This window comes from Marivivens sp. ABH4_498 (genome assembly GCF_056160585.1).
On sequence record NZ_JBSWXL010000008.1, the window covers coordinates 1 to 14,072 of the forward strand.

Below are 14,072 nucleotides of genomic sequence, written 5' to 3' on the forward strand. Positions count from 1 at the left end.
TCGAAGTGCAGCCAGAGATCGACTACGTCATGCACGCAGCATCGATGGGCGCGCATGCGGTCAAAGCGGCGAACACCGACCAGCTAGAGGCTGAAATCATAGCCGCGCGGACCCGCAACATCCCGACCGTGATCGTCATCGACACCATCGCCAAAGACTTCCCCGGCACCGGCATCGAAACCACCGCTGGTTCCCACGGTTACTTCTGGGACGTTGCAGTCCCACAGGTGTCAACTCGTGAAAAACAACAAAAACGGTTCGAAGAATACCTCGGACAGATCATGCAACAATCGCTGGTGAACTGATATGGCAGACCTACTGAAAAAACCGTTCGGTACACACGGAAAAGTCCACGAAATCACCCCGCAGTCTGCGGGGTGGCGCTATGTCGGATTTTCGCTGTACCGTTTGCGTGCGGGTGAATCCATCGCCGAGGCGACCGGTTCGAACGAAGCCATTCTGGTCATGGTCGAAGGCAAAGCCACGATCAACGCCGCCGGTGAAAACTGGGGCGAATTGGGCGAACGGATGAACGTTTTTGAAAAGACGCCTCCGCACTGCCTGTATGTGCCAAATGATGAAAACTGGGACGCGACCGCGACGACAGATTGCACGATTGCTGTCTGTCTGGCGCCTGGCAAATCGGGCCACAAAGCGCGCAAGATTGGCCCAGACGGCATCACCCTGACCCAGCGCGGCGAAGGCGTGAACACGCGCTACATCAACAACATCGCGATGGAAAACGAAGACTACTGCGACAGCCTATTGGTGACCGAAGTCTTTACCCCCGCTGGCCACTGGTCGTCGTTCCCGTCGCACCGCCACGACGAAGATGATTTTCCAAATATCACCTATCTGGAAGAGACCTATTACCACCGGATCAACGCCGAAGGCGGTTGGGGCATTCAGCGCGTCTACACCGACGATCTGACCCTGAACGAAACCATGGCTGTTTATGACGGTGATGTCGTCTGCGTCCCACGTGGTCACCACCCCTGCGGTGCGCCCCACGGGTTCGAGATGTACTATCTGAACGTCATGGCCGGTCCACTGCGCAAATGGCGGTTCATCGCCGCGCCAGAAGTCGAACATTTGATGTGATGATACGTGCACTGAACCAAAAAACCTGTCGCACACTGTCATTTCCAGACTATCTGGACATGGCGGTGGCGACAGGCTGCGGCGGCATCGAGGCTCGCAATGACCTTGGCCGCCCAATATTCGATGGGATGGACCCCGCTGCTGCAAAAGCGCTGATCGCCGAAAAAGGTTTGCACCTTTTTGGCGTATCCGAGGTTTACGGGTTCAACGTTTGGTCCGACGATATCGCTCAACAGATAACAGATTTGGCGCAGCTGGCGGATGCCGCTGGGGCACAAACCATGTCTTTGATCCCGACGGTGGACGATCGGCCAACGCTGACCATTCGTGAAACACTGCGGGAACTCATGCCCATTTTCCGTGGTCTATCTGTCAAACCACTGATCGAACCGATTGGGTTTGAAACGTCTTCGATCAAAGGCAAAGCAGATTTGGTCGCCGCAATTGATGAAATCGCGCCAGAGATGTTCGCGATCGTGCATGACACGTTCCAGCACACAATTGCGAACGAAACCGAAATTTTCCCTGACCATACCGCAATGGTCCATATTTCGGGAATTTCGGATCCTAAGATAGCACTGGATTCCGGCGCAGATGCGCACCGCGTATTTGTTAATCCGGATGACCGTTCCGCTGCGATCCCGCAAATTCGGGCGTTTATCGAACGCTGTTACACAGGCGCGTTTTCGTTCGAATGCACAGAGCCTGCGGTGATTGATATCGAAAATGGCGATCTCATTCGTGGATCGTTCGAATGGATCGAAAGCCAGATTTGATGGCCCGCCCCAATTGGGGCGGACGACCACAAACAGATCGATCAGCGGAACCGCAACATATCGCGGCTTAGCTGATCAATCGACGTACAACCCATCAACTGCATATCCCGCACCAATTCATCGCGCAGCTTACCGACCGCGCGTTCGATACCCGGTTGTCCAGCCGCGGCCAATGGAAACAGATAGAACCGGCCCAGACCAACCGCCTTTGCGCCCAGTGCAAGCGCCTTGAGCACATGGGTCCCCCGCTGGATCCCGCCATCAATCATCACATCCATACGATCACCGACCGCCTGCACGATTTCGTCTAGCTGATCAAAGGCCGTCCGCGATCCATCCAACTGACGGCCTCCGTGGTTGGACAAAACAATTCCCGTACAGCCGATATCTGCCGCACGGATCGCATCCTCCACGCTCATCACGCCTTTTAGACAAAACTGCCCATCCCATTCACGGACCATTTTTTCAACGTCGTCCCAGTTCATGGACGCGTCCAGCATATCGTTCAGATATTTGCCGATGCTAACTGGATCGCCTTTGATATCGATATGCTTTTCCAACTGGGGAAGACTGAATTTTTCATGGGTGACATAGTTGATCCCCCACTGCGGTTTCAGAACAAAATCCAGCATCCCGCGCAGATTCAGACGCAGAGGGATCGAAAATCCAGTCCGCAAATCACGTTCGCGATTTCCGCCCGTAATGGTGTCCACGGTCAGCATCATGACCTTGATACCGTTGTCTTTCGCGGCCTGCATCATCGCGGAATTCAATCCGCGATCTTTGTGGAAATAGAACTGATAGCACTGCGGATTGGAATGCTTTGCCGCCAATTCCTCCATCGCGACAGTGCCAATGGTGGACACACCGAACATCGTTCCGAATTTTTCAGCCGCCGCCGCAGTCGCCCGTTCCCCCTGATGGTGGAACAGACGCTGCAATGCAGTTGGCGACAGATAAACAGGCAGATCAATTTTCTGGCCCATCACCGTCGTCGACAAATCCACATTTTCGACACCGCGCAACACATTCGGCACCAAATCGACGCGATCAAAACTGGCCGTGTTTTCCCGCAGGGTTAGTTCATCGTCCGCGCCGCCTGCGATGTAGTTGTACAAAGGCGATGGCAAACGACGTTTTGCCAGTTTTTGAAAATCGTGAAAATTATGGCAATTTGAAAGACGCATCAGCTTTCCTTTAGCAGTCGAGCCCAATCTTGAGCATATTGGGTAAATCTATCATCAACGGGATTTTCGATGGGTTTGGTTTCGGGGCTTTGCGGGCTATCCATAGCCAACAACGCGGCGCCAACACTAGTCCCTGTTGCCGAAGCGGCAATCCGCACATTTGGACGCAGCGCCGCAAGCATCTGCAGATAGTCGGTGTTACGACCAAACGGACCTTCGACAATCACAGGGCCCGTGGCATCGATCAGCGACAAACAGGTGTCCGTCATCAAAGCAAGATAATAGGACAGCGCGATCATTTCCTGACCGGCGGTCGCTGGCGTTTTGGACCAAGCCATCTGACGCCCAATAAATGGCCCCGACGTAGGTTCGACCGCTGGCAACAGGTGGATACCATCTAAAACAGCGTTTCGATCGGCATCGGTCGGTATTATATCGCGGCCCGCGCGGATCAGTTCAAATTCGCGCCCGCCCATAAAACGGGCCGTTGGGACCGCCTGCCCCAACGCATTCACATTGATTAACGTATCGCGAGACGGGTCCAGTGTGGGAACCGTGCCGCCCATGGACATACAAACCACCCAAGTGCCCGTAGACACGACAGAAAATGGCCCCTTCGCGTCCAATAAATACGGATACAAAGACGCGTTTGAATCGTGAATGCCGCAAACCACAGGAGTTGACGCTGAAAGACCCGTTTGTTCGGCGACTTCGGCCCGAACAGTCCCCAATATGTCGGTAGATTTTCGTGCTGGTGCGATCAGGTCCGCGATGCCCAGATCATTCACCAATTTTGAATATTGGCCCGAATGCGGGTTCCACAGATCGGTGTGACAGCCCAAGCTTGTCACATCGGTCGCCACCTGTCCTGTCAACCGATACCCCCAATACTGCGGATAGGTGACAATGGACGCAACGCGATCGCGCAGCGATGGATCATTTGCGAACAGCCAATGCAACTGCGCCCCCGCGTTCAACCCCATCGCCAATCGCGGAGACCCTGTTTCAGCAAACTCGGGACGCAGGACATCATAGCCCTTGGGATCCAATCCGCCAAATTCGTAATCCAACATCGGGATGGCCTGCCCGCCTTGATCGATCAACGTGACCGCCGCGCCATGCGTGGTAATGCTGATTGCATCAACGCCATGCTGCGATTGGAACTGCGCCAGCGCATCAACGAAAAAACCCCAATGCCCGTCCAGATCAAAATGCGGATACGGTCCGTCGGTCAAAACTCGGTTTGGACGGGTAAGAACTGCGATTTCTTGCAACGTCGTGCTATCAACCAACGCCAGCTTGGCATTGGTTTTACCGACATCAATGACAGCAATATGAGTCATGGCATGTGAAAGACGTTGATCAGCGGGGTCGCCACAGGTTCGTTGTTTGGGTGGGTCGCCATGATATCTGCCATATGCGCCCACCATTTTTGCATGACTGGTTGGTTTGGCAGGTCGTCCATGCCGTGATCATCCGTGCGCCATAAAACGCCGAACAACACATTCGTATCGGCATCCAGATGGATCGAATAATCCGACACGCCCGCCTGTCTCAGCAGATCAACCAATTCAGGCCAGATTTCATCGTGACGACGTTGGTATTCGTCCAACTGACCGTCGTGCAGCTGCATTTTGAACGCGTATTTTTGCATCATGCCCTCCACATCGCCCATAGGCGCGGCAGTGCGATCACACCGATCAGCAGTGCGCCGATAAAGATCGACATGACGATACCGGGTACGTTCAACAGACCCAAACCAAAGGTCACCATACCCATAACAAAGGCCGCGATCACAACGCCTGGAATAGACCCCGATCCGCCCAAGATATTGACGCCGCCCAAAACGACCATGGTGACGACCTCTAGCTCCATCCCCAACCCGATGGACGGGCGGGTGGACCCTAGGCGCGATGTCAAACACACCGCCGCAACGCCGGACATTAGGCCCGTTAGAACGAACAGGATGAATTTGACGCGGTTGACGCGGATACCTGAAAATAACGCTCCTGTCGCGTTATTGCCAATGGCGTACACCGCGCGGCCAAAGTTGGTTTTGTGTAGCAAAACACCATAAATCACGGCCAAAACAACGAACAAAACGAATTCAAAGCTGATCACCCAGAACACGTATCCCTGCCCGAAAAAGGCAAAATCGCTTGGGTAACCACGGAACGCCTGATCGCCCAAAACGATATAGCTGATGCCGCGAAATAGGCTCATTGTACCGATGGTGACCACGATGGACGGCAGGCCCATCACCGTGACCAAAACAGCGTTGAACGCGCCGCAGATAACCCCGACGGACAGGCCCGTCAGAACAATGGTCAGCGTGGTTACATCAAACTGCGCCACGGCCCCCATCGCGGTCGATGACAACGCGATGATCGACGCGACCGACAGATCGATTTCACCCGCCACGATCAACAGCGCCATGGCAAAGGCAATCATCGCCTTTTCCGTAAAATTGAATGTCGCGTCAGACAAGTTCCACGCATTAAGAAAATAGGGGGACGCAAAACTGTTCGCGATGAAAATCCCGATAGCGACAGCCAACAACAGGCTTTCCCAGCTTTTGATCCGTTTCTGAAACGGCGATTGCAGGCGGTCGGGAATGATGCGTTCGACGTGGCTCATTGGGTGGCCTCTGCTTTTTTCAGGATGATGCGGCCTTTGGTGCGGCCAGCGCGGGTGTTCACGGCGATTGCGATAATGATGGCAGAGCCAGAGATCGCCATTTGCCAAAACGGGCTGATATTCACGACAGGCAGCGCATTTTTAATGACGCCCAGAAACAGCGCGCCCAGAACGGCTCCGCCGATGGACCCGATGCCGCCGGAAATGGCGATCCCGCCAATAACGCAAGCGGCGACCACGTCCAATTCAAACCCCAGCGCGATATCGACATAGGCCACCGCATAGCGCGACACCCATAGGTATCCGACCAACCCTGCCAAAGCGCCCGAAAAGGTGAACGCCCAGAACTGCGATTTACCAACGTTGATGCCCGTATAGACCGCCGCGTGCGGATTGCCGCCGACAGCGTAGAAAGACCGCCCCAGCGTCGTCCGCGTCATGATCGTAAAGAAAATTACGGTCATCAAAATAGCAGTCCAACTTAGCATAGGCAGGCCCAACAATTCAGCCCGCGGGAATGCCTTGAACGCGGGGGACATTTCGTGGGAATTGACCCATTTCCCGTCGGAAATCAGGAAAATGATACCACGGAAAATGGTCATCGTACCCAAAGTCACGACGATCGGCGGAATATCCAATTTCCACACAAGGATGCCGTTGAACGCACCCAAAATCGCGCCCAGACCGATGGCCACGGCCACGATCACAACGACAGGCACACCCGGCACCGCGACGTTGATCATAGCGCAAACCATCCCCGTCAGCGCCAGATTGGCGGCAACCGACAGGTCGATACATTTGGTCAGAATGACAATCATCTGACCAATCGCCAGTAGGATCAGGGGCGACGTGTCATTGAACACAGCAACCAGATTGGATGGCGCAACAAACGCCGGAAAACGGGTCGCGACCAGACCCAGCAGCACGACAATCGCGCCAGTCAGGATCATTTCGCGGGATTTAAGGATATTCATCTACGCCTCCGCAATGCCCGCAGCGTGGCGGACCAGAGTTTCGGGGGTCATGTCATCGCCGGACACTTCGGCGGCGATACGGCCTTCGCGCATGACAATCACGCGGTCGGACATGCCTAGGACTTCGGGGATTTCGGAACTGACCATGATGACGGCCAACCCTTGGGACGCCAGTTCAGCCATGAAATCATGAACGGCGGCTTTGGATCCGATATCGATGCCTTTGGTCGGTTCGTCCAGAATGATGACTTTTGGCTTTGTTGCCAACCATTTAGCGATGACGACTTTTTGCTGGTTGCCGCCCGACAGATTGCCCACAGGGGTATCCAAAGACGCCGCGCGCAAATCCAAACGCTGGGTATATTCACGCGCCATTGCGAATTCTTCGGCCAGTCGAATAAACCCGTTTTTCGACGTCTTTTTCAGCGACGCAAGCGACACGTTTTGAAAAATCGGCATGGGGCGAATAGCGCCTTGCAAACCGCGATCTTCGGGGACGTACACGATGCCAGCCTCAACTGCAGCCGCGGGGGACCGGATGACGGTGATTTTGCCGTCGACTTTCGTCACGCCTTTGGACGGTTTGGTGATGCCGAACAGGGACTGCATGAATTCAGACCGCCCTGCCCCAACCAGACCGTAGAAACCTAAAATCTCGCCTCGGTGCAGTTTGAAATTGATACCTTCGAATTCGGTCGGGTGGTCATAACCGACGACTTGCAAAACTTCGGTCCCCAATAGGCTTTCGCGTTTTGGAAACACCTGATCAACAGACCGGCCCACCATCATCTGAACCAATTCGCCTTCGTTAATGTCGGCGATTTTGCCGTTGGCGACATACTGACCATCGCGGAAAACGGTGTAGCGATCGGCAATTCGGAAAATCTCGTCGAATTTGTGGCTGATAAACAGGATCGCTTTGCCCTGTGCCTTTAACTGATCGACCAGATCGTAAAGTTCGTGAATTTCCTTGTGCGACAGCGCTGCGGTGGGTTCGTCCATGATGACAACCCGCGCATCAATCGACAGCGCGCGCGAAATCGCAACAAGGTGTTTCGACGCAATACCCAGATCGCGCAGACGCGTTTGCGGATCAATGTCCGCGCCGATGCTGCGCAAAATTTCAGTCGCGCGGCGGGTTTGGGTTTTCGTGTCGATCAAACCCCATTTGGTTTTGGGCGCGTGACCCAAGAATATGTTTTCGGCAACCGTCAGATCGTCAAACAGGACGGTTTCCTGATGGATCGCTGTGATGCCATGGGCAGCGGCGTCTTGGGCGGTCGGAAATGTAACCTGTTCGTCGCCCACATAGATCGCGCCGCCATCGGGCTGATAGATGCCCGTCAAAATCTTAACCAGCGTGGATTTACCCGCGCCGTTTTCCCCGACCAGCGCAGTCACCTGACCCGGAAATAGGCCAAGCTGCACCTGATCCAGCGCCTTAACGCCCGGAAATGTTTTGGTTATTCGGTCGAGCCGCAAAACCGGCGCGTCCGTTGAAACACGTTGTTGCATTGATAGTCCAATAGGCGGGCCGGCACCCATGATGCCGACCCTTGGGAGATTAGAAAATGTCGACGAAGTCAGCGATGTTCGATGCGTCGTACACAAACGGATCGGCCATAGCGCCCGAGTTGGTGTCATCCAACGTTACTTCGCCCATGCGGCCCATCGGGATCGACGCGCCTGGTTCTGCGGTTGCTTCGCCAGTTGCCAGAGCGTGCGCAATCATTGCAGCCGAATAGCCCAGATCAATCGGGTTCCAGATCGCAAAGGATTTCGATGCACCCGATTCAATCGCGCCAGCCATTTCCGATGGCAGACCCAGACCTGTCACGTTGATTTCGCCTGCTTTGCCAGCATCAGCTACGGCCTGCGCAGCCGCCACGATACCAACCGAAGTCGGCGCGATGATCGCGTCCAGATCAGGATAAGACTGCATGAGGCCTTGGGCTTCGCGATAGGATTTATCGGCAAGGTCATCGCCATAAACAGTCGCCACGACTTCGACGCCTGGGTAGTTGCCCATGACTTTGTTCATTTCGTCGATCCAGATGTTCTGGTTCGTTGCAGTCGCCGAAGCGGATAGAACCGCGACTTCGCCGCCCTCTGGCAGATGGTCAGCCGCCAGTTTGATGATCATATTACCGATCAGTTCGTTCGACGATGGGTTCAGGTGCATCATGCGGCCTTCGGGGGCGACGCCAGAATCCCACGAAATTACGGTGATGCCGCGCTGCATTGCACGTGCCAGCGCAGGTGCAACCGCATCAGGGTCGTTTGCGGAAATTGCGATCGCATCAACGCCTTGGGCGATCAGGCTGTTGATCACTTCGATCTGGCCTTCGGCGGTGGTGTCGGTCGGACCGGTGTAAATGATTTCTACATCGCCCAGTTCGGCAGCAGCCTCTTCGGCGCCTTTTGCAGCCGCTTCAAAGAAACCGATGCCCAGTGCTTTTACCACCAGTGCGATGCGCATGTCTTCGGCCTGTGCAGCCGTACCTGTAAACGCAGCCGCAACAGCCACAGTCGACAGAATTTTCTTCATTACACTCATTGTATCCTCCCTAAAGTGTAACCAGCGGGTCTAAGAGGCCGCCTCCTCTGCTTCCGCAGCCTCGACAGGGGCTACGATCAGCTTAACCTCTGCTGCCTCCAACATGGCGGCAGTTTTGTCCGTGATGCCTTCGTCGGTGATCACGGTGTCGATCCGGTCCAGCCCACACAGCACAAGGCTGCTGCGCTGATCGAATTTCGAACTGTCCACCAAAACAACCAATTCATCCGCCTGACCGATCAGTTTCTGTTCGGCTTGAATCAGCAGCGGGTCCGCCTCCATCAGACCCAGCGGTCCGATGCCTTGGGCGCCCATGAACATGCGGCGGGCATAGAAATTGCGGGTCACGTCATTTTCAAATGGCGACAACACAATGTTCTGTTCGCGGTAAATAACCCCGCCCGACAGCATGATGGTGTTTTTGGTGTTCTTCAGCAGATGTTCGGCAATCGGGAACGAATTGGTGAAAACCTGAACACGGCGCGTGGCCAACGGATGCACCATCTGGAACGTCGTTGTGCCGCCGTTGATGATGATAGGATCCCCGTCATCGCACAATTCAACGGCTGCGCGCGCGATTGCTTGTTTCTGCTTGATATTGATCGTTTCGTTGATCGAAAATGGCCGCCCCGCCAGCCCAACCACTTGTGGTGGGGTCAAAGCTTCGGCGCCACCGCGCACACGGCGCAGTTTCTTCGTTTCATGCAACGTCGCAATGTCGCGACGAATGGTGGCTTCGGACGCACCGGTCAGGCCACACAGGTCAACCACCGTCACGACCGGACGGTCCTGAACAGCAGATAAAATAACCCTATGGCGTTCTGTTTCGTGCATTGAGTCCTCCCTCGGATTTGGATGTTGCGGGATTTTGACGCGCATTGTCAATCATTAAAAATCATTTTCAATCATTCTGCAGGTGCAAACGATCTTTTATGATTGTTTGTGATTGACATTCGGTCGCAGTCTCGTCAGTTTTGATTGGAAAGTTATTACCGCGTTTTTCAACGCGAAGGGAGGATATCATGTCGAATTCCGGTGCAAATCAGCGCCTTGTTAACGGTTGGGATGACGCCAAAGCCGCATCCATGTCCGAGTCGGAAAAACTTTTGTACCGCTCGAATTTGCTGGGCTCCGACAAACGGATCACCAATTACGGTGGCGGCAACACATCGGCAAAAGTCATGGAAAAGGACCCTTTGACTGGGGAAGAGGTAGAGGTTCTGTGGGTCAAAGGGTCGGGCGGCGACGTCGGTTCGATCAAAATGGACGGGTTTGCCACCCTATACATGGACAAACTGCGCGCGCTGAAAGGCGTCTATCGCGGCGTCGAATTCGAAGACGAAATGGTCGGCTATCTGCCGCACTGCACGTGGAACCTGAACCCGCGCGCGGCATCCATTGATACCCCGCTGCACGCTTATGTCCCGCGCAAACACGTAGACCATATGCACCCAGATGCGATCATCGCGATTGCAGCATCCAAAAATTCGCGCGAACTAACGGCCGAGATTTTCGGCGATGACATCGGTTGGCTGCCTTGGAAAAAACCAGGCTATGAATTGGGCCTGTGGTTAGAAAAATTCTGCGTCGAAAACCCGAATGCCAAAGGCGTCGTGCTGGAATCGCACGGGTTGTTCACTTGGGATGATGACGCAAAGACGTGTTACGAACTGACGCTGGACATCATCCAAAAAGCAATGGACTGGTTCGCCGACAAAACCGCAGGTCAGTCCGCATTTGGTGGCGCTATTCACACGTCGCTGGACGCAGATGCCCGCCGCGCTGTTGCCGCGAAACTGATGCCTGCGATCCGCGGCATGGTGTCGGGCCAACAGCATATGGTCGGTCATTTCGACGATCAGGATGCGGTTCTGGAATTCGTAAACTCCAAAAACATGGAGCCTTTGGCCGCGCTAGGCACATCCTGCCCTGACCATTTCCTACGCACCAAAATCCGCCCATTGGTGGTGAATTTTGACCCAGCCAAGAATAACATCGACGACGTGCTGGCGGGTCTGCCCGATCAGGTTGCCGATTACCGCGCGGACTATGCGGCCTATTATGACCGCTGCAAACACGATAACTCCCCTGCTTTGCGTGACCCGAACGCGGTGGTCTATCTGGTGCCAGGCGTTGGCATGATCACCTTTGCCAAAGACAAAGCAACTGCGCGGATCTCCGGCGAATTCTATGTGAATGCGATCAACGTGATGCGCGGATCGTCGGCTGTGTCCGAATATTGCGGCCTGCCCGAACAAGAAGCGTTCGACATCGAATATTGGCTGCTAGAAGAGGCGAAGTTACAGCGCATGCCAAAGCCGAAATCGATGGCGGGCCGTGTGGCATTGATCACCGGCGGCGCGGGCGGCATCGGCGCGGCAACGGCCCACCGTTACCTGACCGAAGGCGCATGCGTCATGCTGGCCGACATCAACGAAACGGCATTGGAAGAAGTGCGCGCAGGTTTCGCGAAAACGTTCGGTGCTGATGTCGTGCGCACCGTGCAGATGAACGTCACCGACGAACAGGCGATCATTGACGCCTATGCCTATACAGCAGTCGAATTCGGCGGCGTTGATATTCTGGTGTCGAATGCGGGCATCGCGTCGTCGGCGCCGGTCGAAGAAACATCGCTGGATCTGTGGAACAAAAACATGGACATCCTGTCCACGGGTTATTTCCTAGTCAGCCGCGAAGCGTTCAAGGTCATGCGCCAACAAAACATCGGCGGATCGATTGTCTTTGTTGCATCCAAAAACGGCTTGGCGGCATCGCCAAACGCGTCGGCCTATTGCACGGCCAAGGCATCTGAAATCCATCTGGCCCGTTGTTTGGCGCTAGAAGGTGCAGATGCAGGCATCCGCGTGAACGTCGTGAACCCTGATGCCGTCCTAAAGGGTTCGAAAATCTGGGAAGGCGAATGGCTGGAACAGCGCGCAGGCACCTATGGCACGGACAAAGAAGGCCTAGAGGAAATGTACCGCAATCGTTCTATGCTAAAACGGTCCGTCCTGCCCGAAGACATCGCCGAAGCGGCCTATTTCCTTGCGTCCGAAGCATCGGCAAAGTCCACTGGCAACATCATCAACGTTGACGCTGGCAATGTCCAAGCGTTCACACGCTAAGGTGCGGCTATGAAGACCTTTATCGAATCCGAAAACGCAAAACGCATCGACGATCTGAATGCCGATTACGATGCCATCTGCGAACAGCTGGATCGCCGCGGTATTGACGCCGCAGCGATCAAAGAACGCGCAAAGACCTTTGGTGTTGCTGTCCCGTCATGGGGCACCGGCACCGGCGGCACCCGTTTCGCTCGTTTCCCGGGCGAAGGCGAACCGCGCGATATTTTTGACAAACTAGACGACTGCGGTGTGATCCACACCCTGACCCAAGCCACGCCAAAAGTGTCCCTGCACATTCCATGGGACAAAGCCGACCCAAAGGCCATGCTGGAAAAAGCAGGCGAATACGGTCTGGGCTTTGACGCGATGAATTCGAACACGTTCCAAGATCAGCCCGATCAGGAACATTCGTATAAATTCGGGTCGCTGTCCCACAATGATGCCGCGACACGTCAGCAAGCCGTAGATCACAACATCGAATGCATCGAAATCGGCCAGGCCATTGGGTCGAACGCGTTGACCGTGTGGATCGGCGACGGATCGAATTTCCCTGGTCAAACACACATGGGCCGTCAGTTTGATCGCTATATGGCGTCGATGCAGGACATCTATGGCGCGCTGCCAGATGACTGGCAGTTGTTCAGCGAACATAAAATGTACGAACCCGCGTTCTATTCCACTGTCGTACAGGATTGGGGCACATCCCTGATGATCGCACAGGAATTGGGTGACAAAGCCAAATGTCTGGTCGATCTGGGCCACCACGCGCCGAACGTGAACATCGAAATGATCGTGTCGCGCTTGATCCGCGCAGGCAAATTGGGCGGCTTCCATTTCAACGATTCCAAATACGGGGACGATGATCTGGATAGCGGCACAATCGACCCCTACCGCATGTTCCTAGTTTGGAACGAACTGGTCGATGCAGAAAGCCCTGACCTGAACCTGTCACATATGATCGATCAATCGCATAACGTGACCGACCCGATCGAAAGTCTGATGATTTCCGCCATGGAAATTCAACGGGCCTTTGTTCAGGCATCGCTGGTCGATCGTGAGGTTCTAACAGGATATCAGAACGATAATGATGCGCTGATGGCATCGGCAACCCTGCGCCGCGCCTTCCGCACGGACGTTGAACCGATCCTGCAAATGGCGCGTCTGGAAACGGGCGGCGCGATTGACCCGATCATGACCTATCGTCAATCGGGGTATCGTGCGCAGGTCGCCAGCATCCGCCCCAAAGTATCCGGCGCGGGCGGCGGTATCGTGTGATAAATGAAAGGCCCGATTGATCATCCAATCGGGCCTTTTTTATAGGATTTCGTTAAACTCTAACACGTTACCATCTGGATCGCGGATAAAGATAACCCGCCGGCGATCGCTATAAATCACAGGCCCTTCGGTGATTTTGATCGCATTATCGTCAAACATCGCGATCAAATCATCCATATCGGTCACCACAAATGCCGCATGGGTAAATCCCGCCCATTTGATGGGTTCGTCTTGCAACACGTTGCGATTGTCAGGTCGCTTTGCACCATTGAAAATCAGGTTGATATAAACGCCCGCGTCATTGACCATTTCATTCGCATGATATTGCGGCAGGTTCTTTTCTTCGCGCCAACCAAGTGATTGGTAAAAAGCAATCGCACGATCGCGATCAGTGACGCGTATCCCGACGTGTTCATAGCGCGTGATCGAAAACCCCATGA

General features: G+C 54.6%; 13 protein-coding genes and 1 pseudogene. 5 read left to right on the forward strand and 9 right to left on the reverse strand.

All coding sequences use genetic code 11. From position 1 onward, the window contains the following. From ACXAGA_RS14205 to ACXAGA_RS14215, 3 genes and pseudogenes are all read left to right on the forward strand, one after another. A pseudogene (locus tag ACXAGA_RS14205) lies at positions 1 to 305 on the forward strand (3D-(3,5/4)-trihydroxycyclohexane-1,2-dione acylhydrolase (decyclizing)); the annotation flags it as partial. A 1-nt stretch (position 306) separates the two neighbouring features. Then, complete coding sequence (gene iolB, locus ACXAGA_RS14210; protein WP_475118136.1) at positions 307 to 1,101, forward strand: 5-deoxy-glucuronate isomerase; 795 nt, start codon at positions 307 to 309, stop codon at positions 1,099 to 1,101. Continuing rightward, positions 1,101 to 1,877, forward strand: a complete 777-nt coding sequence (locus tag ACXAGA_RS14215) for a TIM barrel protein (protein WP_475118260.1) — start codon at positions 1,101 to 1,103, stop codon at positions 1,875 to 1,877. The genes iolB and ACXAGA_RS14215 overlap by 1 nt, the downstream gene beginning before the upstream one ends. A gap of 41 nt (positions 1,878 to 1,918) precedes the next feature. Here ACXAGA_RS14215 and ACXAGA_RS14220 read toward each other — a convergent pair whose 3' ends face one another. Genes ACXAGA_RS14220 through ACXAGA_RS14255 form a run of 8 tightly spaced genes read right to left on the reverse strand, consistent with a single transcriptional unit; the run spans position 1,919 to position 10,066 of the window. Beyond that, positions 1,919 to 3,064, reverse strand: a complete 1,146-nt coding sequence (locus ACXAGA_RS14220; protein WP_475118137.1) for an alpha-hydroxy acid oxidase — start codon at positions 3,062 to 3,064, stop codon at positions 1,919 to 1,921. Continuing rightward, entirely contained in the window at positions 3,064 to 4,407 is a 1,344-nt protein-coding gene (locus tag ACXAGA_RS14225) for an FGGY-family carbohydrate kinase (protein WP_475118138.1), read from the reverse strand. Before ACXAGA_RS14225 ends, ACXAGA_RS14220 begins: the two co-directional genes overlap by 1 nt. Then, positions 4,404 to 4,718: an L-rhamnose mutarotase gene (gene rhaM / locus ACXAGA_RS14230; protein ID WP_475118261.1), complete on the reverse strand. Its 315-nt coding sequence runs from the start codon at positions 4,716 to 4,718 to the stop codon at positions 4,404 to 4,406. The genes ACXAGA_RS14225 and rhaM overlap by 4 nt, the downstream gene beginning before the upstream one ends. Then, positions 4,718 to 5,701: an ABC transporter permease gene (locus ACXAGA_RS14235; protein WP_475118139.1), complete on the reverse strand. Its 984-nt coding sequence runs from the start codon at positions 5,699 to 5,701 to the stop codon at positions 4,718 to 4,720. Before ACXAGA_RS14235 ends, rhaM begins: the two co-directional genes overlap by 1 nt. Beyond that, positions 5,698 to 6,675 (reverse strand): ABC transporter permease, encoded by a 978-nt coding sequence (locus tag ACXAGA_RS14240; protein ID WP_475118140.1) that lies wholly within the window; start codon positions 6,673 to 6,675, stop codon positions 5,698 to 5,700. Before ACXAGA_RS14240 ends, ACXAGA_RS14235 begins: the two co-directional genes overlap by 4 nt. After that, a complete protein-coding gene (locus ACXAGA_RS14245; RefSeq protein WP_475118141.1) occupies positions 6,676 to 8,190 on the reverse strand; it encodes a sugar ABC transporter ATP-binding protein in 1,515 nt (504 codons plus the stop codon). It lies immediately after the preceding gene. 49 nt (positions 8,191 to 8,239) lie between these two features. Next, positions 8,240 to 9,232: a rhamnose ABC transporter substrate-binding protein gene (gene rhaS, locus ACXAGA_RS14250; protein ID WP_475118142.1), complete on the reverse strand. Its 993-nt coding sequence runs from the start codon at positions 9,230 to 9,232 to the stop codon at positions 8,240 to 8,242. Positions 9,233 to 9,262: 30 nt separating this feature from the next. Next, positions 9,263 to 10,066 carry a DeoR/GlpR family DNA-binding transcription regulator gene (locus tag ACXAGA_RS14255; protein ID WP_475118143.1) on the reverse strand — a complete coding sequence of 268 codons (804 nt, stop codon included), beginning with the start codon at positions 10,064 to 10,066 and terminating at the stop codon, positions 9,263 to 9,265. Between the two features lie 188 nt (positions 10,067 to 10,254). On the opposite strand from ACXAGA_RS14255, the gene ACXAGA_RS14260 reads away from it, so the two are divergent. Next, on the forward strand, positions 10,255 to 12,357 hold the full coding sequence (locus ACXAGA_RS14260) for a bifunctional rhamnulose-1-phosphate aldolase/short-chain dehydrogenase (protein WP_475118144.1): 2,103 nt from the start codon (positions 10,255 to 10,257) through the stop codon (positions 12,355 to 12,357). Between the two features lie 9 nt (positions 12,358 to 12,366). Further along, entirely contained in the window at positions 12,367 to 13,632 is a 1,266-nt protein-coding gene (gene rhaI / locus ACXAGA_RS14265; RefSeq protein WP_475118145.1) for an L-rhamnose catabolism isomerase, read from the forward strand. Between the two features lie 39 nt (positions 13,633 to 13,671). Here the strand turns inward: rhaI and ACXAGA_RS14270 are convergent, their stop codons facing one another. Next, positions 13,672 to 14,070: a VOC family protein gene (locus ACXAGA_RS14270; protein WP_475118146.1), complete on the reverse strand. Its 399-nt coding sequence runs from the start codon at positions 14,068 to 14,070 to the stop codon at positions 13,672 to 13,674. Positions 14,071 to 14,072: the final 2 nt, after the last annotated feature.

What these genes read in the sequence shown, in the direction of transcription:
- rhaS (WP_475118142.1), bottom strand. Translation starts at nt 9,232, where the DNA reads ATGAGTGTAATGAAGAAAATTCTGTCGACTGTGGCTGTTGCGGCTGCG.
- ACXAGA_RS14245 (WP_475118141.1), bottom strand. Translation starts at nt 8,190, where the DNA reads ATGCAACAACGTGTTTCAACGGACGCGCCGGTTTTGCGGCTCGACCGA.
- ACXAGA_RS14220 (WP_475118137.1), bottom strand. Translation starts at nt 3,064, where the DNA reads ATGCGTCTTTCAAATTGCCATAATTTTCACGATTTTCAAAAACTGGCA.
- rhaM (WP_475118261.1), bottom strand. Translation starts at nt 4,718, where the DNA reads ATGCAAAAATACGCGTTCAAAATGCAGCTGCACGACGGTCAGTTGGAC.
- iolB (WP_475118136.1), top strand. Translation starts at nt 307, where the DNA reads ATGGCAGACCTACTGAAAAAACCGTTCGGTACACACGGAAAAGTCCAC.
- ACXAGA_RS14225 (WP_475118138.1), bottom strand. Translation starts at nt 4,407, where the DNA reads ATGACTCATATTGCTGTCATTGATGTCGGTAAAACCAATGCCAAGCTG.
- ACXAGA_RS14215 (WP_475118260.1), top strand. Translation starts at nt 1,101, where the DNA reads ATGATACGTGCACTGAACCAAAAAACCTGTCGCACACTGTCATTTCCA.
- ACXAGA_RS14270 (WP_475118146.1), bottom strand. Translation starts at nt 14,070, where the DNA reads ATGGGGTTTTCGATCACGCGCTATGAACACGTCGGGATACGCGTCACT.
- ACXAGA_RS14240 (WP_475118140.1), bottom strand. Translation starts at nt 6,675, where the DNA reads ATGAATATCCTTAAATCCCGCGAAATGATCCTGACTGGCGCGATTGTC.
- ACXAGA_RS14255 (WP_475118143.1), bottom strand. Translation starts at nt 10,066, where the DNA reads ATGCACGAAACAGAACGCCATAGGGTTATTTTATCTGCTGTTCAGGAC.
- ACXAGA_RS14235 (WP_475118139.1), bottom strand. Translation starts at nt 5,701, where the DNA reads ATGAGCCACGTCGAACGCATCATTCCCGACCGCCTGCAATCGCCGTTT.
- rhaI (WP_475118145.1), top strand. Translation starts at nt 12,367, where the DNA reads ATGAAGACCTTTATCGAATCCGAAAACGCAAAACGCATCGACGATCTG.
- ACXAGA_RS14260 (WP_475118144.1), top strand. Translation starts at nt 10,255, where the DNA reads ATGTCGAATTCCGGTGCAAATCAGCGCCTTGTTAACGGTTGGGATGAC.